Origin of the sequence: Streptomyces sp. NPDC019396 (assembly GCF_040632375.1) — a bacterium.
Taxonomy (GTDB): Bacteria; Actinomycetota; Actinomycetes; order Streptomycetales; family Streptomycetaceae; genus Streptomyces.
Window position 1 is genome coordinate 140,926 of record NZ_JBEYBS010000008.1, and the last position, 20,410, is coordinate 161,335.

Here is a 20,410-nt window from a genome sequence, read left to right on the forward strand (position 1 = left end):
CGGGTCGCACCGGCAGGCGCAGGGCGAGGGCTACTGCTCTGTCTGTCCTTGTTTCGTTCTCCCTCATGCTCACGACGGAAACCGCGGTGGCCAGTGGTGCCACGCTGCCTCCGCTGAGCATGCCGGAGCTTTCTCTCTCCGGCCTGTGGGAGTGGGCCAACAAGTCTCCGCTGGACACACCCGGCCAGGACGGCGGCACCGCGCGGGGCAAGAGCCACAGCGCCTCCACCGGGGACACCAGCGCCGACGGCGGCGTCGGCCGCAAGCCCGGCAAGGGCAAGGGCGAGCTCGACGCCTACGAGCGGCCCGAGGACTCCACGGCGGCGGCCACGACCGGCAAGGCCCGCGGCACGGCGAAGAGCTTCGACGCCCGCACCAGCAAGCGCGACGCCAGGAAGTCCACGGCAACATCGGACTACTACGTCAACGCGGACGGCTCCACCACGATCCGGCACTTCTCCGGCCCCGCCAACTTCAAGGGCGACGACGGCACCTGGAAGCCGATCGACCCCGCGCTGGTCAAGGAGGAGGACGGCCGCTTCGAGGAGAAGTCCAACAAGCTCGGTGTCGACTTCGCGCCGCACGCGGCAGACCAGCAGCTGGCCTCGGTCGACTTCGGGGGCGACCGCAGTCTGGCGTACGGGCTGAAGGGTGCGCGCAAGGTCGCGGCGTCCAAGGACGCGAACGGCGCGCTCATCTACGCCGGGGTCCTGCCGGACACCGATGTGCAGCTCGTCCCGCTCGCCGACGGCTTCAAGGAGAACCTCGTCCTCCACTCGAAGGACGCGGCGAACTCCTGGGTCTTCCCGCTGGACCTCAAGGGCCTGACCCCGCGGATCGCGGAGGACGGCGATGTCGAGTTCACCGACGCCGACGGCAAGGTGACCGCCACCATCCCCCATGCCTTCATGGAGGACTCCAAGATCGACCGGCGCTCCGCCGACCCCACCCGTTCCCAGGCCGTCACCTACGAGCTGACCACGGTGGACGACGAGCCCGCGCTGAGGATGACCGCGGACCGGGAGTGGTTGGACGACCCGGAGCGGGTCTACCCCGTCACCGTCGACCCGACGACCGTCACCGCCAGCAACTCGACGTACACGCAGAACACGATCTCCGGTGATCACTCCAGCGAGTCGATGACGAAGATCGGTTCCTACGACTCGGGCACCAACAAGGCGAACACCTTCCTCCAGTTCTCCTCGCTGGGCACCACGCTCGCCGGGAAGAAGGTCTCCGCGGCGACCCTGAACGTCTACGCCCTGTGGTCCTCCACCTGTGCCGCGCAGTCGTTCTCGGTGTATCCGGTGACCCAGTCCTGGACCCCGTCCGCCGTGACCAGCTACCCCGGTCCGTCCTACGGGTCCGCGATCGGAACCGCCACCCCCGCGCCGGGTGCCTCGTGCTCCAACACCGACGGCGGTACCGACGTCGGCGTGAAGATGCCGGTGACCCTGAGCACCAGCTGGTTCACGCAGGTCGCGACCGGCGGCGCCAACTACGGCCTCGCGATCGCCGCGCCGACCAGCGACGGGCTGCACTGGAAGAAGTTCCACTCCGACAACTCGGCCACCGCCGCCTGGCGGCCCGCGCTGGAGCTGACCTACGCGGCCAACACCAAGCCGCAGGTCAATGCCCAGTACCCGCCGGAGAACCACCAGGCCAACACCCTCCAGCCGGAGCTGCTCGTCTACGCGAGCGACGCGGACAAGTGGCCGCAGTCCGCGCTCACCTACACGTTCGAGGTCTATGACGCCGACACCGGGAGCACCACTGCGGTCGCGACGTCCGGTGCCATCTCGTCGGGTGCCTGGAAGGTGCCGTCGGGCAAGCTGACCTGGAGCAAGAACTACCTCTGGTACGTGGGCGTCAGCGACGGCTACGAGGAAGTGACGTACTCCAGCCGCTTCTCCACCGTCGTGCCGCAGCCACCGGTCACCTCGGGTCTGGCCATGAACACCGACGGCCATGAGTTCGACCCCAGCGACGGCAACTACACGACCGAGGACACCGACGCGGACGTCGAGGTGGTCGGACCCTCCCTGGAGATCGACCGCTCGTACAACAGCCTCGACCCCCGTATCGACAGTGCCTTCGGAGCCGGTTGGTCGACCGTCGTCGACATGAAGGCCGCCGAGGTCAAGGACAGCTCGGGCACGGTCTCCAGTGTGGTGATCACCTACCCGGGAGGCGAGCAGGTCGCGTTCGGCCGCAACGGCAACGGAACGTTCCAGCCGCCGCTCGGCCGCTACGCCCGGCTCCAGACCGTGACCGGCGGCTACACGCTGACCGACAAGGACTACACCGAGTACGCGTTCAAGCAGGCCACCGCCAAGGCCGGCACCTACGCGATCTCGGCCATCAAGGACTTCGCCGGCCGTACCGAGACGTTCGCGTACGACACGAACAAGCGGCTGACGAAGATCACCAACGACACGTCCAAGCGCTCCCTGGCCCTCACCTGGTCGCAGCCGTCCGGAGCGTCCGCCTGGCACGTCGCCACGGTGGCCACCGACGAGGCCAAGACGGGTGACTCGAGCACGGTCCAGACCTGGCAGTACGGCTACGCGGCCGACCAGCTCACCTCGGTCTGCCTGCCCGCCGACCCGACGAAGTGCACGACGTACACCTACGCCACCGGCAACCACTACCGCACCACGGTCCTGGACGCCGACCCGTTCGCCTACTGGCGGCTCGGCGAGACGTCCGGCACCGTCGCCAAGGACACGGTCGACGTCAACCAGGGCGCGTACAACGGCACGTACCGCAATGTGACCCTGGGCAGCTCGTCCGTCCTCGCGGGCTCCACGCAGAAGACGGTGACCTTCAACGGCACCACCTCCTACGTCGAGATGCCGAGCTCCCCCGGCGCCACACCCTCGTACACGTCGATCTCGCTGTGGTTCAAGACCACCACGGCCGGCGGTGTGCTCTTCTACTACGGCGACAAGCCGCTGAGCGACTCCAACCCGGTCGCCAACACGACGAAGAACACCCCCGCGATCTACGTCGGCACCGACGGCAAGCTGCACGGCTGCCTCGCCACCGGCGCCTGCGGCACGGTCATCACCTCCGCGGCGACGGTCACCGACGGTGCCTGGCACCAGGCCGTGCTCACGGGCGCGGGTGACACCCAGACCCTCTACCTGGACGGTGTCTCGCAGGGCAGCAAGGCCGGCCAGATCATGGACTGGGACACCCCGTACATCGCGCTCGGCGCTGGAGTGAACAACCGTGGCTGGCCCTTCATGTCCGCCACCGACCAGCTGGGCCACTTCGCCGGCCAGATGGCCGAGATCTCCCTCTACTCGGAGCCGCTCGACTCCTCGGTGATCACCGCGCAGTACCAGGCCGCCAAGCGGTCCGCCGGACTGCTCAGCAAGATCACCACGCCCAACGGGAAGACCCAGGCATCGGTCGTCTACGGCACCACCGACGACCTGGTCGAGCAGGCCACGGACGCCGACGGCGGTACCTGGAAGCTCAACCCGGCCACCGTCACGGGCTCCTCGCAGGTGTACCGGTCCGCGGTGATGGGCTCCACCCCGCGCGGCTACTGGCGCCTGGACGACACTCAGGGCGCACCGCAGGCCGCCAACGAGCTGCACACCGGCTTCGGCACCTACAACTCCGTCACGCAGGGTGTCGCCGGTCCGTTCGGTGCGGGCGATGTGACCGCCACGCAGTTCGACGGGACCACCTCGTACGCCGAGGTGCCTTCCGGCACCTGGCGCCCCAGCGGCGACCGCGCGGTCGAGCTGTGGTTCAAGACGAGTACGCCCGGTGCCCTGATCGCCAACCAGACGGCAGGCGTCAACGAAGTGCCGGCCAACTGGAACCCCGTCCTGTACGTGGGCTCGGACGGCAAGCTGCGCGGCCATTTCTGGGCCGTTGGCTGCAGCAGTCAGACGAACGTGGCCTCCACCAAGACGGTCAACGACAACGTCTGGCACCACGCGGTCATGTCCGCCTCCGGTTCGGCGCAGACCATGTACCTGGACGGTGTGAAGCAGGGCACCTGCACCGGCGCACCGCCTGCCGCAACCACCGACCGCACCTTCATCGGTGCCGGCTACGTCAAGAACTGGGTCAGCGCCCCGGCCGCCGAGACCAGCTTCTTCAAGGGTTCCATCGCCGAAGTGGCGGTCTACTCGGACCCGCTGACCGAGGACGAGGTCGGGCAGCACTGGTCGGCGTACAAGGCGTCTTCCGGTGTCGCCCCGGTGCGCACGGTCACGCTCACCGACCCGACCGACAAGACGCTGAAGTACGTGTACGACGCGGAGATGGGCAACCGCCTGCTGGCCGCGACCGACACCAACGGCAAGCGGACGACCTACGGCTACGACACGGAGGGCTTCCTGCACTCCGTGACCGACGCCAACGGCAACCGCAGCGTCACCGGTCACGACATCCGCGGCAACACGGTCTCCCAGACCGACTGCCAGGACACGGCAGCCAACAAGTGCGCCACCGAGTACTACACGTACTACCCGGACGCCACCACGGCGTTCCCGGCCATGGACCCCAGGAACGACCTGCTCCTCACCGAGCGGGACGCCCGTTCCACGGGCCCGACGGACAACGCGTACCTGAGCAGCTACAGCTATGACACGAGCGGCAACCTGCTGTCCGTGACCACCCCGCCGGTGGCCGGTCACCCCGGCGGCCGGACCGCTTCCACCACCTACACCACCACCGCCACCGCGGCGGCGGAGGGCGGCACGGCCAAGACGCCGGCCGGTCTGGTGGACACGGTCACCACACCGGGCGGCAAGACGACCCGGAACGTCTACTTCGCCAACGGTGACCTCGCCGAGGTCATCGACGCCAACGGCGCCAAGGTGAAGTTCACGTACGACAACCTCGGCCGGAAGCTCACCGAGACCGAGGTGTCGGACTCCCAGCCCGGTGGTCTGGCCACCAGCTTCACCTACGACAAGAACGACCAGGTGGCCACCGAGACCGGGCCCGCGGTCACCAACCGCGTGACGGGTGCGGTGCACCAGGCCAGGACGACCACCGTCTTCGACCCGGACGGAAACGTCACCTCGCAGACCGTCGCCGACCTCAGCGGCGGTGACACCTCACGTGTCACGTCGCTGACGTACGACGCGTACAACCGCGTGACCACCAGGAAGGACCCGGGCGGCGACACCACGTCGTTCGAGTACGACGCCTACGGGAACAAGGTCAAGGAGACCGACCCCGCGGGGAACGTCAACACCTACACCTTCGACGCCGAGGGCCGTCCGCTCACCACCAACCTGCTGAACTACACCGGCGACCCGAACAACCCGTCGGCGCCGACCACGCTGGTCCAGGAGTCCCGGGCCTACGACCCGGCCGGCCGGCTCGCGTCGATCACCGACGCGATGGGCTGGGTGACCGAGTACACGTACACCGACGACGGCCTGTCCGCCTCGGTCGTACGCAGGGACCCGGCTAACGGCAAGCAGTTCACCGAGCAGGCGAACACCTACGACATGGCCGGAAACCTGATCAGTCAGGTGACCAACGACGGCCAGACCACGACCACCTTCTCGGTGGACGCGGCCGACCGTGTCACGTCGTCCGTGCTCGACCCGACCGGTGCCAACCGCGCCACGAAGGTCTCGTACGACCCGGACGACAACGTGGTGTCGGAAACGGAGACGGACCCGGCGACCGGTGACGTCAGCACGACGGACACGACGTACGACAACCTCGGCAACGTCACGGGCAACACGGTCCACGACGGCACCACTGCTCCGGTGGGCCGCTGGAAGCTCTCGGAGACCAGTGGCCTCGCGGCCGCCGACTCCTCCGGCGGCGCCCGCAAGGCCACTCTCGGCAGCGCGGTCACCCGCTCCACCGAGAAGGGCGGTTCGGCGGTCTTCAACGGGACGGCGAACGCCTACGGCGCGACGGACGGCTCCGTGGTCAACACCGCGGGCAGCTTCACCGTCTCCGCGTGGGTCAAGCTCGGCTCGACGGCCGCCAACAGCACCTTCGTCGCCCAGGACGGCGAGATCGGGAGCGGCTTCCAGCTCTACTACTCCACGGCGTACGGCTGGACCTTCAACCGGCACGCCACGGACACCATGAACCCGGTGATCGCCCGGGCGAGTTCGGGCACCGCCGCGGTCAGCACCGGCACCTGGACGCACCTCACGGGTGTGTACGACAAGGAGGCCGGACAGGTCAGGCTGTACGTCAACGGCGCCGCGTCCGGCACCCCGGCCGCGTTCACCACGCCCTGGGCGGCCACCGGACCGCTCCAGATCGGCCGCAGGCTCGCCAACGGCGTCTACGCCGAGAACGTGAACGGCTCGATCGCCGATGTCCAGGTCTACGGGGAGGCGCTGAGCGGATCCCAGGCGTCCGCCGTGTACGGCGGCACGCTCCCGGCAGCGGGCAGCTCGGTCCGCGGTGCCTCGTGGAAGCTGGACCAGCGGGGTCTGCCGCTGTCCATGACCGACGCGAACGGCAACACGACCGACTACGGCTACGACGAGGCCGCTCAGCAGACGACCGTCACCGAACCGGCCGTGAACGCGGAGCAGAACGGCGGGACCCCGGTCTCCGTCCGCCCCGTCTCGATGACCGGCTACAACACCTTCGGTGAGGCGACGGAGGTCTCCGACCCGCTCGGCAACGTCACGGTCACGGCATACGACGCAGAGGGCCAGGAGTCCTCGACGACGATGCCGGACTACACCCCGGCGGGGTCCTCGACGCCGATCACGGCCAGGGCCTGGAACGAGTACAACAGGCTCGGCCAGGTCACGGCGGAGATCGACCCGCTGGGCAACCGCACCGCCTATACGTACACGCAGCTCGGCGATCTGGCCTCGGTCACGGACCCGGGCGGCGGTACGACGACGTACACGTACGACACCAACGGCGACCAGCTGTCGGCCACCCGGCCGAACGGTGCCCGTCAGGAGAGCACCTGGGACTACCTGGGCAACCAGCTCACCAGCACGGACATCGTGCGTCAGCCGACGCAGCGGGCGTACACGGCGATCAACGAGTACAGCGCTCCGGGCGGCGAGCTGTCCCGGACCGTGAGCCCGACGGGTGTCTCGGAGTCGTACAAGTACAACGCGATCGGCGAGACCACCGAGGTCACCGACAGCGCAGGTCAGAAGTCCACGTTCACCTACGACATGGACGGCCAGGTCCTCACCTCGACGGACCCGGACGGCACCAAGACCAAGAACACGTACGACGGCTTCGGCCAGCTGGTCTCCACCAGTGACCTGGACGCGAGTGGCGCGACGCTGCGCACCATGAGCTCCACGTACGACCGTGCGGGCAACCCGGCTTCGGTGACCGACTACCGCGGCCACACCAGCACGTTCGAGACGGACGCGACGGGTGTGGTCACCAAGGCGGTGCAGCCGGTCTCGGCCACCGAGTCGATCACCACGACCTTCGGCTACGACGCGGCGGGCAACCGGACGCGCTTCACCGACGGCCGCGGCAACGCGTTCCTGACGACCTACAACAGCTGGGGTCTGCCGGAATCGCTGATCGAACCGTCCACCCCGGCCCATCCCAACCCGGCGGACCGCACCTTCACCACGGTGTACGACGCCAATGGCCAACTGAAGGAGCAGCGCTCCCCGGGCGGCGTGGTCATCACCAACGACTACGACGTCAAGGGCCGTCTGACCCGTCAGTCGGGTACGGGTGCCGAGGTCGCCACGACCGACCACACCTACGACTACGACTCCGACGACCGGGTCACGGCCGTGGCCGGTGCGGGTGAGGACAAGAACACCTTCACCTACGACGACCGAGGACAGCTGCTGTCCACGTCCGGCCCCTCGGGCTCCTCGTCCTTCGCCTGGAACGGCGACGGTGCGATCACCTCGAGGACGGACGCGTCCGGCACGTCGACCTACGGGTACGACACCGCCGGCCGGCTGAAGACGGTCGCCGACGGAGCCACCGGCTCCTCGCTGACCTACGGCTACGACGTCACCAGCAAGGTCACGTCGATCGACTACGGCGCCGGCAAGTCCAAGCGGGCGTTCCAGTACGACGCCATGGAGCAGCTGACCGAGGACAAGCTCACCTCGCCGTCCGGCGCGGTGCTCGCCAAGGTCAACTACGCCTGGGACGCCAACGGCAACGAGACGTCGAAGACCACGACCGGTGTCGCGGGCGCGTCCACGAACACGTACGCGTACGACTGGGCGAACCGCCTGACGTCCTGGAACAACGGCACCACGACGGAGGTCTACGGCTACGACGCGTCCGGCAACCGGACCCGTGTCGGCGGCGACACCTACACGTACGACGCCCGCAACCGGCTCACGTCGGACGGGCACAGCACGTACCTGTACACGGCGCGCGGCACGATGAGCCAGTCCACGGACGAGGGTGGGGTTTCCACCGCGGTGAAGGCCGACGCCTTCAACCGTGTGATCAACGAGGGCGACCGTACGTACGCGTACGACGGTCTGGACCGCGTGCTGAACGCCAAGGACGAGACAGGTTCGGAGCTGTACGCCTTCAAGTACAGCGGTGCCGGGAACGACGTGGCATCGGACGGTGTCTCGACCTACAGCCGCGACGCGGACGGTTCGCTGCTGGGCGTGAAGACCGCGAGCTCGGCGGTGCTGGCCCTGACGGACCTGCACATGGACGTGATCGGGCAGTTCACCGCCTCCGGTGAGGCGCTGACCGGCTCGACCACCTACTCGCCGTTCGGCAAGGTCACCGCGTCGCTGGGGATGATCGGCCAGCTGGGCTACCAGTCCGGCTGGACCGACCCGGAGACGGCCAAGGTCAACATGGCCGCGCGTTGGTACTCACCGCAGACCGGCCAGTTCAACAGCCGTGACACGGTGAGCAACAGCCCGCTGCCGGAGTCGGTGAACGCGAACCGGTACGCGTACGCCAACCAGAACCCGATGACGGGCGTGGACCCGACCGGTCACTGGTTCGACTTCATCAAGAAGGCCGTCAAGAAGGTCACCAAGAAGGTCAAGTCGGTCGCCAAGTCGGCCTGGAAGAAGACCAAGACCGCGGTCAAGCGCGCGGCGAAGGTCGTCCGCAAGGCCGCCCGGCACGTCAAGCGCGTGGTCAAGAAGGTGGCCCGGAAGGTCCACCGGGCGGTCCGCAAGACCGTGCGATATGTGCGGGACAGCGTCCGCAAGGTCAAGAGATACGTCAAACGCACCTACAAGCGGGTCAAGCGCTACGTCCACAAGGTCGTCAAGCACGTCAAGAAGACCGTGCGGAAGGTCGCCAAGGCCGTCAAACACGTGGCCAAGAAGGTGGTCAAGGCAGCCAAGAAGGTCGGCAGAGCCGTCAAGAAGGCGGCCAAGGCCACAGCCAACTTCGTCAAGCAACACGCCTCGACCATCGTCTCGGTGGCGGTGGGTGTCGCGGTCTTCGCCGGATGCACCGCGGCCACGGCGGGTGCGGGCGTCATCGGCTGCGCGGCCCTCGCGGGCGCGGCGGCCAACGGCGTCGGCTACCTGATGAGTGACGGCCCCAAGTCCGTGGGCGGCTTCCTCGGCTCGGTCGCCATCGGCGCCGCAACCGGCGCCCTCGGCGGCGCAGCCGGCGGCGCAGCCTCCGGCGCGGTGGGCCGACTGCTCGCGGGCGTCGGCGGCAAGGCGGCCCAGGGCGCGGCCATGGGCGCCGCGGGCGGCGCCGCGGAAGGCGCGGTCGGCTACGGCATCTCCTGCGCGACCAGCGAGGAGGGCTGCAGCGCCAGCGGCGCGGCAAAGGCCACGGCGGTGGGCGCGGCGTCGGGTGGCGTCTTCGGGGCGATAGCCGGAAAGTTCGGCCCCAAGTCCAAGTCGCAGCCTGAGGCGGACTCAAGCCCGTCCGGCGGCACGTGTTCCCGACGTGTACCGCACAGCTTCACCGGCCTGACCGGTGTGCTGATGGCCAATGGCATCACCAAGCCGATCGCTGAGGTCAAGGCGGGCGATTATGTTCTGACCGCTGAGCCCGGCAAGAAGAAGAAGGAAAAGCACCGGGTCAAGGCGGTGATCGTCACCAAGACCGACCGTGACTACGTCGATGTCGTCGTCGCCACGAAGTCGGGTCCGAAGACGATCCAGAGCACCAAGCACCACCAGTTCTACGAGGCCACCCGGAACTCCTGGACCCAGGCAGGCGACCTCAAGGTCGGCCAGAAGCTCCAGAACGGCGACGGGGCACTGACCGCGATCGTCGAGGTCAAGTCGTACACGGCGACCCGCGTCACGTATGACCTGAGCGTTGAGGACCTGCACACGTACCATGTGCTGGCGGGGACCACACCGGTTCTCGTTCACAACTGCAACTCGGGTGTAAACTCTGCTGGCGAAGCGTGTGGTTGCGGAGGCGGCCCACGGGCCTATTCAACGGGCTACGAGATGACTCTGGATGCAGTCGATTTCGGTCGGTCGCGAGGGACGCATTTCAGGCGGGCAAATGAGGCGCTTGATGCGGCGCTTCAGTCGGATGCTGGCTTCGCTCAATCGATGGAGCAAATGATTCCAGGGGTCGGTAGAGCCGTCTCCTCGCAGGGGGGTAGGAGAACCCCGGCTGGGTGGACTTGGCAACACGAGCCGGCTTCCAATGCTGGTGGGCGACAGGGTGTGATGCGTCTCGTGCCGCGTTCCCAGCATGATCCTGGGTCGCTCTGGCAGCATCTACTGCATCCCGGTGGCTCCGGCGGCTACTCGGAGTGGGCGATTCCGAACGGCGCCCCACGCAATAGGAGGTGAGTCGACGATGTCGATTACATTCACGCATCGAGACGGGGGCATGGAGGACGGCACTGAGGACGGTATTCCGTCGCTCGTCGCTGAGCTCGATGGACCCATCGATGATGAGCACCCAGACGTGTCGGTCACGGATGACGAATCCTCCTGGACTGTTTCGGCATTTCAGGACGGAGCTCTGGTGTTTGAAAATCTCGATGACAGCGACGTGCAGCCTCGCCATCTCCAGAACGCTTCGCGCACGGAGATGATCCGGGTGATGGCCATGTTGGTTCGCAGTGACCTGGCGGCTCTCGAGCAGTTGGATTGGCTTCCCGGTTACAACTAACGGGCAGAGGTAAGCCCCAGTCGGAAGGTTTTGCCGACTAGGGCTTCCATAGATCTCAGTGATGTCGAGAAGTGGCCTGAAGCGCCCCGCCGTGGAATCCCGCGGCGGGGCGTCCTTCGTTCCGCGCATCCGGTCTCGGGTCGCTCACCCACCGGGTTATGAACCAGGCTCGAACTCGCCACCGCCCATGCGAGATGGCCTGAAGCGCCCCGTCGTTGCCGTTCCCCGCTTCCAGGCTCCGGAGGAGAGAGGTGGTTTCCGTGTTATGCGGTTTTCCGCATCAGGCCGCCGACGCCCGCAGGAACGCCGTCTCGCCGATCTGCCCCAGGAGCCGCAGCCGCGCACCGTTCGCGAGGCGCTTGGCCAGGGCCTCGCTCACGCCCGGGCGGGTGTTGTCGCCGTGGCCGTCGAGGACGATGACCCCGCCATCGGCTGCGGACTCCTCGGCCCACTCCAGGTCCGCGAGGACCGCCTGCACGGAGTGGGCACCGGCGATGACGACCACGCCGTAGCTCCGCTCGGAGACGGCGCCGCGCACCTCGGGGTCGGCGGAGGTGCCTCGCAGGATGCGGGCCTCCGTGCCCGGGCGGCTGCCGCACAGGGCGAGGTTGGCGCGGACGACGTCCTCGCGGACCAGGGGTTCGCCGCCGGCCAGCGGGTCGACGATGGTCAGCCGCGGCTCGGTGCCCGCGCGGTGGAGCATCCGCAGCAGCGCCGCGGCGAGCAGGCCGTGGCCGGTGCCGATCTCCAGCACCTCGCCGTTCGGCGGGGTGAGCAGCGGTACGGCCGCCAGCTTGCCGCACACATCCGATGCCGAGCCGGGCATGCGCCCGACGCCGAGCGCCTCCAGGGCGACCACCGTCCGGTAGGCCACCGTCAGATCGCGCCGCGCGTGCTCGGCGGACGCGCCGGTCACGGTGACGACCTCGCGTACGAGCGTGTCCAACTGCGTCGCCGTGGGCATCCGGTGGGCGTCGCGTCCCGCGTGGTCGAGCAGCAGCCCGAGTCCGTAGCTCTGCCGCCGCAGATCGGCCACCTCGTGGTGCAGGGCGTCGAGGTCGGCCTGGAGGGCGTTCGTGGCGCGCTCCAGGCGCTGCTCGACCAGTGTGAACGCCGGGCGCAGCACCCGCTTCGCCAGCCGGTTGCTCAGGAGGGAGGGCATGGGCGGGAGCGTACGCTTCGCTGCGTGTTCACGGGACTACCGACGGGTGCTGTACGGGTGAAGTCTTGGTGTCCTGGCGCCCAAGCGCAGGTGTTCGTGTATAGGCCGCCACAGGGCCCGCCTCGCAGAAGAGGTGGTTCACGCGATGGTCGTCTGCGCGCCACGTACCGAATCCGAGCCGGACACACGCGTCGGCTGTTGTTCTCGTGTGCTGATCTCGATTGTTGTCCCGTGCTTCAACGAAGAGGAGATCGTCAACCGCTTCCATGAGCATGTGACCAAGGAACTCGCGCTGCTCGACCAGGAATGCGAACTGGTCTATGTGGACGACGGGAGTCAGGACCGCACACTGCCTCTCCTCGAGGAGCTCGCCGCGTCCGATTCCCGGACCCGCTACGTCTCCTTCAGCCGGAACTTCGGCAAGGAGGCCGCGATGCTGGCCGGACTCCAGCATGCCGGCGGCGACGCGGTGGTCATCATGGACGCCGATCTCCAGCACCCGCCCGAGCTGGTGCGCCGCATGCTGCGCCTGCACGAGGAGGGATTCGACCAGGTCATCGCGCGCCGTACCCGGAAGGGTGACCGTGTCACCCGCACGGTCACGGCCCGCGGCTACTACTGGCTGATCAACCGCCTGGTGGACGTGGAACTGGTCGACGGCGTCGGCGATTTCCGGCTGCTGTCCCGCCGCACGGTGGACGCGATCCTCGGACTGAGCGAGTACAACCGATTCTCCAAAGGTCTCTTCGCCTGGGTGGGATTCCGCACCACGACCTTCGAGTACGAGAACGCGGTGCGCGAGCAGGGACGCTCCAAATGGAGCTTCGGAAAGCTGCTCAACTACGGACTCGACGGGCTGCTCTCCTTCAACGACAAGCCACTGCGCGCCGCCGTCTATCTCGGCCTGCTGCTGCTCTCGGTCGCGATGGCCTACGCGGCCTGGATCGTGGGGGCGGCGCTGGTCAATGGGGTGGACACGCCCGGTTATGTCACGCTGCTGGTGACGGTGGTCGCCCTCGCCGGTGTACAGATGGTGATGCTCGGTGTCGTCGGGGAGTACGTCGGCCGCATCTACTACGAGGTGAAGCGCCGCCCCCACTATCTGGTGGCGGCGACCAACGCCGGTCCGCCCGTGCGGCGCCGGCAGGAGCAGCAGCCGGAGCAGGGAGAGCTCGTACGCCGATGACGGTCCAGTGGCAGATCGTGCGCTTCGCCCTGGTCGGGGCCGTCAATACGGGTACGTACTACGGCTGCTACCTGCTCCTGCTGACCCGGCTGCCCTATATCGCCGCGCATACCTTCGCCTTCGCGCTCAGCATGACCGGCTCGTTCTTCATGAACGCGTACTTCACCTACCGGACCCGGCCGACCTGGCGGAAGTTCCTGCTCTTCCCGCTCACCAACGCGGCGAACTTCGTGATCACGACGGCTGGGGTCTACCTGCTGGTCGGTATCGGCGGCTTCAGCGAACGCTGGTCGCCACTGGCGGCCGCCGCCGCGGCCATCCCGATCACGTTCGCCCTGTCCCGCGCGATCATGCTCCGTCCCGACCGGCCGGAGTCGGACGCCCTACCGGAGCCGGATCCCCGCCCCGGGCCGGTGCCGGAACCGGCGCCTGCCGGTTCGCGTCCGGGCCCCCCACCGGCTGGATCATCGGAGGGCCGTCGATGACCGCCCGGCGGCCGTAGCGGACGGGCAGCGCGGTGTCCGCCGGATACCTCGCCGTCCACGAGTCCGGCCCCGTCCACGAGTCCCGCCCCTTGTGGAGTACCGTGCGGCAGCGTCACGAGCGCGCGCCCGCCGTGCACGACGACCGCTCGCGACGCCCGCGGGCGCCAGAGTGCTCGCGCTGCCGGCGTTCTGCCGGCGCGACGCACCCTGGTGCGCTCCCGAATCGTTGACCGATTGAACCGAACGGGCAGCGCCGAAGTGGTGGCCCAAGCCACGCCGACTGCCTACCATCGATCACCGCAAGGTCTTTGTGCACCGCGTCACAATCACCACCGCACGCCGGGAGGCCCCTTTGCACCGCCGTCGTCGCACCGCGCTCGCCCTCTCCGCCGCGCTCGTCGCAGCGGGTCCCCTGCTCGCCGCCTGCGGAGGTGAGGCGCATCCGGGGGCCGCGGCCGTCGTCGGGGGAGAGCGGATCGAGGTGTCCACGCTCCAGTCGCAGGTGGAAGAGGCACGGGCGGCCCAGGAGAAGGCTCCCGACTCCGCGCAGCTGGTCGGCAACACCGGGCAGCTGAGCCGGGCCAAGCTGCACGGGCTGATCTTCGGCCGGGTGCTGGACAAGGCCGCGGCCGACGCCGGTGTCACGGTCTCGCGCAAGGAGATCCAGGACGCCCTGGCCGCCGCCGAGCAGCAGTCCGGCGGTGCGAAGCAGCTGGCCGGCATGCTGCTCCAGCAGCGTGGCCTGGCGCCGGACCAGATCGACCAGGCCGTACGGGAGGACGTGCAGCTCACCAAGCTGTCCGCGGCCATGGGCGCCGACCTCGGCACCCCGCAGGGCCAGCAGAAGGTCGGGGCCGCGCTCACCGAGGCCTCGAAGAAGCTCGATATCGACGTGAACCCGCGCTACGGCTCCTGGGACGACGCGAAGATCCAGCTCGGGGACTACAAGGCCCCATGGATCACCCAGGTCACCAAGGAACAGGAGAACGCCCAGGCCGGAGCCTGAACCCTGGCGCCGCCGCGGCCGGCGCGAGGGACGTAAGGTCGGGGACGTGAACGCTGAAGCCCCCGTCGAGCCCGGCCGTATCGTCCTGCTCACCGCCAGCCACCGTGTCGCGCCGGGACTGCTGTCCTGGCCCGCGTGGCAGACACTGCGCACGGCGGACCGTGTGCTGTGCGCGGACGGCGACCACCCGCAGCTTCCGTATCTGAGAGAGGCGGGTGTCGCCGTCGAGGCCGCGGCCCCGACGGCCCAGGAACTGGTGGACGCCTGCGCCGGGGGACGGGCCATCGTGGTCCTGGCCACCGGCGAGGGTGACCAGGCACTCACCGACGGCCTGGCCAGGATGGCGGGTTCGGGCCGCGTCCAGATGCCCGACCTGGAACTGCTCCCCGGCTCGTACGACCTCCCGGGCGCCCGGCTGCTCGACCTCGTCCAGGTCATGGACCGGATCCGGCGGGAGTGCCCCTGGTCGTCGCAGCAGACCCACGAGGGCCTCACCAAGTACGGCATCGAGGAGGCGTACGAACTCGTCGAGGCCATCGAGGACGGCGACCGCGACGAGCTGCGTGAGGAACTCGGCGATGTGCTCCTCCAGGTCGTCTTCCACGCGCGCATCGCGCAGGAGGACGAAACGGAGCCGTTCTCGATCGACGACGTGGCCGGCACGATCGTGGACAAGCTGATCGGCCGTCACCCCCACATCTTCGGCGACGAGCAGGCCGAGACCCCGGAGGACGTCAAGGCCCACTGGCTGCGCACCAAGGCGGTGGAGAAGCAGCGTGACTCGGTGACGGACGGCATTCCGCTGGGTCAGCCGGGCCTGGCGCTGGCCGCGAAGCTGGCCTCGCGCGTCCGTACGGCGGGTCTGGACGTGCCGCCGCCCGTCGGCGACGGCGGAATCGGCTACGACCTGCTGACGATGGCCGTACGCGCCGAGGCCGAGGGCCACGATCCGGAGTCGGCGCTGCGCGCGGCGGCCCGCGCCTATCGCGACGCGATCCGGGCGACGGAGAACGGTGCCTGACGCCTGGGCTGATCAGCCCCCGGCCCCTCGCCGTCGGTCGACGGCGGTCAGGTCGACCTCGATCGGGTACGGGACGTCGACCTTGAGCCGGTTGTGGTGGATGCCGGTGACGGCGTAGGTGTTCGTGGCGGGGTCGAGCTCGTAGACGTAGACGACCGGCAGGTCTTCGCTCTTCTCGATCCGCCAGAAGTGCCGGATCCCGGCCGCCGCGTACTTGCGGGGCTTCAGCTCACGGTCGCGCTGTACGGATTCGTCGGAGACGATCTCGATGACGAGCAGGATGTCGGCCGGGGCGTACCAGGTCTGCTCCGGCCCGCTGAGGGCACCTTCACGGACGACCATGAGATCGGGCTCCGGTCTGTCACGCTCGCCGAGCCTCGTCGTCATCTCCCGGATGACGTAGAGGTGGTCCGGTGCCTGCCGCACCAGTGCGGTCTCCAGCAGGCGCAGCGCAGCCATATGGAAATAGGTCTGCGGACTCACGAAGAACAGTCCCCCGTCGATCAGCTCGGTGTGCGGCGGGAGACCCTTGATCCGGTCGAGGTCGTCCGCCGTCCACCCACCGGTCGGCGGCACGGGGAACACGTACTGCTCCTCCCGGCCGTCCTGGCCTTTCCGCCGGTCTTCGGCTGCGGCACTCATCAGCGCTCCCATGTGACGGAGTCTGGCGCGTATGACCAGGCTACCCAGTGGGAATGCCCCGACGTCCGCCGAACGGGTGATCGCACTGACCTGGGTCCTGGCGTTCGGCGACCACGACCGCGAAATCCCGTCGCCCGCCGGTGACGTGGGCTCTCGTCACCGCTTCCGGCGACCACGACCGCGACCGGCCACGGCAGGCAGTCCGCGTCGCCCGGCTTGCCGGATCGTCCGGTCCCGGTCACGCATGTCCCGGAGCTCCGGGCTCCGGGCCTGGCTCCAGGCGGGCAGCGGTTACCGTCGACCCATGCACGACCAGCCCCCCGCCGCCCCCGGTCTCCCCGAGCTCTTCACCTGGGAGTTCGCCACCGACCCCTATCCGGCCTACGCCTGGCTGCGGGAGCACGCGCCCGTGCACCGGACCAGGCTGCCGAGCGGGGTCGAGGCGTGGCTGGTGACGCGGTACGCGGATGCGCGGCAGGCGCTCGCGGACCAGCGGCTCAGCAAGAATCCTGCGCATCATGACGAGCCGGCGCACGCCAAGGGGAAGACGGGAATCCCCGGTGAGCGCAAGGCGGAGCTGATGACGCATCTGCTGAACATCGATCCGCCCGACCACACCCGGCTGCGCCGACTGGTCTCGAAGGCCTTCACCCCGCGCCGGGTCGCCGAGTTCGCCCCGCGTGTGCAGGAACTGACGGACCGGCTGATCGACGGCTTCGCGGAGCGGGGGAGCGCGGACCTGATCCATGAGTTCGCGTTCCCGCTCCCCATCCACGCCATCTGCGACCTGCTCGGGGTCCCGCGCGAGGACCAGGACGACTTCCGCGACTGGGCGGGGATGATGATCCGGCACGGCGGCGGTCCGCGCGGTGGGGTCGCACGCTCGGTGAAGAAGATGCGGGGCTATCTCGCCGAGCTGATCCACCGCAAGCGGGAGGACCCCGGTGAGGACCTGATCTCGGGGCTCATCAAGGCGTCCGACCACGGGGAGCACCTCACCGAGAACGAGGCCGCCGCCATGGCCTTCATCCTGCTCTTCGCCGGGTTCGAGACGACCGTCAACCTGATCGGCAACGGAATGTACGCGCTGCTGCGCCACCCCGGGCAGCGCGCACGCCTCCAGGACTCCCTCGCGGCGGGGGAGACCGGGTTGCTGGCCACCGGGGTCGAGGAACTCCTGCGCTTCGACGGGCCGGTGGAGCTGGCCACCTGGCGGTTCGCGACCGAGCCGCTGAGCATCGGGGGGCAGGACATCGCGGCCGGAGATCCCGTACTCGTCGTGCTCGCCGCCGCCGACCGGGACCCCGGCCGGTTCCCCGATCCCGATGTGCTCGACCTGGCCCGGACGGACAACCAGCACCTCGGGTACGGGCACGGCATCCACTACTGCCTCGGTGCGCCCCTCGCACGGCTGGAGGGGCAGACGGCGCTGGCGACCCTGCTGACCAGGCTGCCCGACTTGAGACTTGCGGTGGATAGTTCTGATTTGCGCTGGCGTGGGGGTTTGATCATGCGCGGATTGCGCACTCTGCCCGTTGAGTTCACTCCTCGTGAAATCTGACGACAGGTCAGTAACGTGACTTTCACGTGATCTTTCCTGCATCGACTTGTGACACTCATCGGGATGCCGTTAGGTTCACCGTCAACTCGGGACCCCGCGGTCCCCTGTCGTCACACGAAAGGCCCACGCATGCTCTCCGGGAATGGTCGACACCGGCGCCCCCGTCAGGCTCCTGCCCTCTTCGTCGCGGCAGGGGTGACGGGATCGGCCATCGCCATCCCGCTGCTCGGGGCGGGTGCCGCCTCCGCCGCCGACGCCGACACCTGGAACCGGGTCGCGAACTGCGAGAGCGGTGGAGCGTGGAGCGCCGACTACGGCAACGGCTACTACGGCGGGCTCCAGCTCTCCCAGGAGGACTGGGAACAGCACGGCGGTACGACCTACGCCCCCAGGCCCGACCTCGCGAGCCGTTCGCAGCAGATCACGGTCGCGGAGAAGGTCCTCGCCGCGGAGGGCTCTTCGGCTTGGGAGAGCTGCGCCACGGTCACCGGGCTCGTCAAGAGCGCGACCGCACCGCAGGTCGACCCGGGTGGCCTGGGAGCGCAGGACCAGACGCTGGGCTCCACCGGTGACTCCGGCGAGGAGGCGGACCCGCCGACGTTCGGTGACGGCGCCGACGCCGCCACTCCGGAGCCCTCGGCCTCGACCCCTGCCCCTGCCTCGCCGGCATCGCCCGGCGCCTCCACGGACGCATCGGGGTCCGCGGAGCCCCCGTCCGGCGACGACGGCACCTCCGAGTCCGCCGACGCTTCCCAGGGGGAGAGCAGCGGCACCGGCAAACATCGCGGCACTCCTGCCAATGAGGATGAGGCGGGCAAGGTGGACGAGCCAGATGATACGGACGAGACGGGCGATTCGGGCGACGGGCGCGAATACGACGGTCATGCCTCACGAGGTGACGCATCGGCACGAGACGTCGCCGGCGCACCGGATGAGTACACCGTCCGCCCCGGCGACAGCCTCTCGGCGATCGCCGACGCGCACGAGGTGCCCGGCGGCTGGCCCGCGCTCTACGAGGGGAACCGCCAGGTCGTCGGGATCGACGCCGATCTCATCCTGCCCGGCCAGAGTCTCGATCTGGCCCCGGAGCGGGAGTAGTTGGCGGGGGCGGTAAGGGGGCTTATGTCCGGTTCTGTGAAAGTGAGACATGAGTCTCTTCCGGTCAACTGACCCCGGATGGCCGCCAAGTGGGGCCATCTACCCTCTCACCTGCAAAAACGGACATCAGGCGCCGTCGGATATGGGTGATTTCTCCCCGATGTTCCTCCTTTGAACATCGGGGAGACGTGTGTTTACGGTCTGACCGCTCGCCATCGCGGGCCCCGTCGACCGTCACGCCGAATCCTGCCGTCGGTCGAAGGGAACAGCCGTCGCGTTCAAGCGCCGTAGGCAGGAGCGGGGGACCCAAGGTTAAGTGCCGTGCCGGCCCGACGAGGGCCCGGAACGGCTTGGGGTGAAGCCGCGCGCAAAGCCGCGCGGCCGGGCAACTCGTCTTCCGGTTCCGTCGGACACCCGATGCGACGGACAGGGGGACACCCCATCGGCCCGAACCCGACAGCTCACCTCGTAGGCGTCGGTGAGGGGATCACTTCATGCTGCTTTCCGGCAAGGGCAAGCGCCGCCGCCCGACCGCCCGCACTGCTCGTATCGCCGCCTACGCCGCCGGGGTCACCGGTGCCGCCATCGCCGCGCCGCTCATGATCTCGGGGACCGCCTCCGCGGCGACCTCCTCCGAGTGGGACGCCGTCGCCCAGTGCGAGTCCGGCGGCAACTGGTCGATCAACACCGGCAACGGCTACTACGGCGGCCTCCAGTTCTCGGCCTCCACCTGGGCCGCCTACGGCGGTACCGCCTTCGCCTCCACCGCGGACCAGGCCAGCAAGAGCGAGCAGATACAGATCGCCGAGAAGGTCCTGGCCGGCCAGGGCAAGGGCGCGTGGCCGAACTGCGGTGTGAGCCTTTCCAGCACCCCGTACAACGGCGGCACCGCCGAGGCCCCCAAGACCGAGCCCGCCAAGAAGACGGCCGCCCCGAAGCGCGCCGAGGCCCCGACCACCCGCTCCGAGCGCCCCGCCGCCCCGGTGAAGAAGGGTGACGGCGAGTACAAGGTCAAGCCCGGTGACACCCTCAGCAAGATCGCCGAGGCGAAGAAGGTCAAGGGCGGCTGGAAGAAGCTGTTCGAGCTCAACAAGGACATCATCGACAACGCCGATGTGATCCACCCCGGTCAGCTGCTCCACCTGCGCTGACCCACCCGGCAGAACCTCGGGGCCCCCTTCCGCTCAGGGGCCCCTGCCCAGG

Annotated in this window: 11 protein-coding genes and 1 riboswitch; of the genes, 9 read left to right on the plus strand and 2 right to left on the minus strand. The window is 68.7% G+C overall.

Annotated features, from left to right (window positions below):
- The first annotated feature begins 65 nt into the window (after positions 1 to 65).
- On the plus strand, positions 66 to 10,721 hold the full coding sequence (locus ABZ532_RS11965) for a LamG-like jellyroll fold domain-containing protein (RefSeq protein ID WP_361281438.1): 10,656 nt from the start codon (positions 66 to 68) through the stop codon (positions 10,719 to 10,721).
- 7 nt (positions 10,722 to 10,728) lie between these two features.
- Positions 10,729 to 11,046: a hypothetical protein gene (locus ABZ532_RS11970; protein ID WP_361281440.1), complete on the plus strand. Its 318-nt coding sequence runs from the start codon at positions 10,729 to 10,731 to the stop codon at positions 11,044 to 11,046.
- A gap of 280 nt (positions 11,047 to 11,326) precedes the next feature.
- Here ABZ532_RS11970 and ABZ532_RS11975 read toward each other — a convergent pair whose 3' ends face one another.
- Positions 11,327 to 12,208: a class I SAM-dependent methyltransferase gene (locus ABZ532_RS11975; RefSeq protein WP_361281442.1), complete on the minus strand. Its 882-nt coding sequence runs from the start codon at positions 12,206 to 12,208 to the stop codon at positions 11,327 to 11,329.
- Positions 12,209 to 12,416: 208 nt separating this feature from the next.
- Between ABZ532_RS11975 and ABZ532_RS11980 the strand changes: the two genes are divergently transcribed.
- From ABZ532_RS11980 to ABZ532_RS11995, 4 genes are all read left to right on the plus strand, one after another.
- On the plus strand, positions 12,417 to 13,394 hold the full coding sequence (locus ABZ532_RS11980; RefSeq protein ID WP_361281444.1) for a glycosyltransferase family 2 protein: 978 nt from the start codon (positions 12,417 to 12,419) through the stop codon (positions 13,392 to 13,394).
- Complete coding sequence (locus ABZ532_RS11985) at positions 13,391 to 13,879, plus strand: GtrA family protein (RefSeq protein ID WP_361281446.1); 489 nt, start codon at positions 13,391 to 13,393, stop codon at positions 13,877 to 13,879. The genes ABZ532_RS11980 and ABZ532_RS11985 overlap by 4 nt, the downstream gene beginning before the upstream one ends.
- A gap of 352 nt (positions 13,880 to 14,231) precedes the next feature.
- Positions 14,232 to 14,885 carry a SurA N-terminal domain-containing protein gene (locus tag ABZ532_RS11990; RefSeq protein ID WP_361281448.1) on the plus strand — a complete coding sequence of 218 codons (654 nt, stop codon included), beginning with the start codon at positions 14,232 to 14,234 and terminating at the stop codon, positions 14,883 to 14,885.
- 46 nt (positions 14,886 to 14,931) lie between these two features.
- The gene (locus tag ABZ532_RS11995) at positions 14,932 to 15,906 is read left to right on the plus strand and encodes a nucleoside triphosphate pyrophosphohydrolase (protein ID WP_361281450.1); all 975 of its coding nucleotides are present in this window, start codon (positions 14,932 to 14,934) and stop codon (positions 15,904 to 15,906) included.
- A 12-nt stretch (positions 15,907 to 15,918) separates the two neighbouring features.
- On the opposite strand, the gene ABZ532_RS12000 is transcribed toward ABZ532_RS11995, so the two are convergent.
- Entirely contained in the window at positions 15,919 to 16,560 is a 642-nt protein-coding gene (locus tag ABZ532_RS12000; RefSeq protein ID WP_361281452.1) for a Uma2 family endonuclease, read from the minus strand.
- Between the two features lie 292 nt (positions 16,561 to 16,852).
- Here ABZ532_RS12000 and ABZ532_RS12005 point away from each other — a divergent pair, with 292 nt between their 5' ends.
- The 3 genes from ABZ532_RS12005 (at position 16,853) to ABZ532_RS12015 (ending at position 20,358) form a co-directional block, all read left to right on the plus strand.
- The gene (locus tag ABZ532_RS12005; RefSeq protein WP_361281454.1) at positions 16,853 to 18,109 is read left to right on the plus strand and encodes a cytochrome P450; all 1,257 of its coding nucleotides are present in this window, start codon (positions 16,853 to 16,855) and stop codon (positions 18,107 to 18,109) included.
- A 129-nt stretch (positions 18,110 to 18,238) separates the two neighbouring features.
- On the plus strand, positions 18,239 to 19,207 hold the full coding sequence (locus ABZ532_RS12010; protein WP_361281456.1) for a transglycosylase family protein: 969 nt from the start codon (positions 18,239 to 18,241) through the stop codon (positions 19,205 to 19,207).
- Between the two features lie 273 nt (positions 19,208 to 19,480).
- Positions 19,481 to 19,697, plus strand: a riboswitch (cyclic di-AMP (ydaO/yuaA leader).
- 4 nt (positions 19,698 to 19,701) lie between these two features.
- Positions 19,702 to 20,358 carry a transglycosylase family protein gene (locus tag ABZ532_RS12015; RefSeq protein ID WP_361281458.1) on the plus strand — a complete coding sequence of 219 codons (657 nt, stop codon included), beginning with the start codon at positions 19,702 to 19,704 and terminating at the stop codon, positions 20,356 to 20,358.
- Positions 20,359 to 20,410 lie beyond the last annotated feature (52 nt).